The organism is Arthrobacter sp. Y3225116 (genome assembly GCF_059091245.1).
The window spans coordinates 1-314 of sequence record NZ_JBNHGL010000607.1; the positions used below are offsets into that span (position 1 = coordinate 1).

The 314-nt window shown below is 74.5% G+C and carries 1 protein-coding gene; it reads left to right on the plus strand.

The genetic code is table 11. The features are described 5' to 3' along the window. Positions 1-314: NAD-dependent epimerase/dehydratase family protein (locus AC5RV2_RS19180; protein WP_494093644.1), on the plus strand; the 314-nt coding region annotated here is incomplete at both ends.

The window sequence follows — 314 nt, forward strand, 5'->3', positions numbered from 1 at the left end:
CCGCGGACTCCCCCGGCTTCCGGGTCGCCGCCGTGCGCCCCCACATCGTCTGGGGCCCCGGCGACACCCAGCTGGTGGAACGCGTCATGGCGCGGGCCAGGGCCGGCCGGCTGCCGCTGCTGGACAACGGCGCCGCCCTGATCGACACCACCTATATCGACAACGCCGCGGCCGCGATTGTCCGTGCGCTCGAACGGATGGACCAGGCCCACGGCCAGGCCCTGGTGGTCACCAACGGCCAGCCCCGGCCGGTCGGCGAACTGATCGCCGGCATCTGCCGGGCCGCCGGCGTGAAGGCGCCCGCTTGGTCGGTT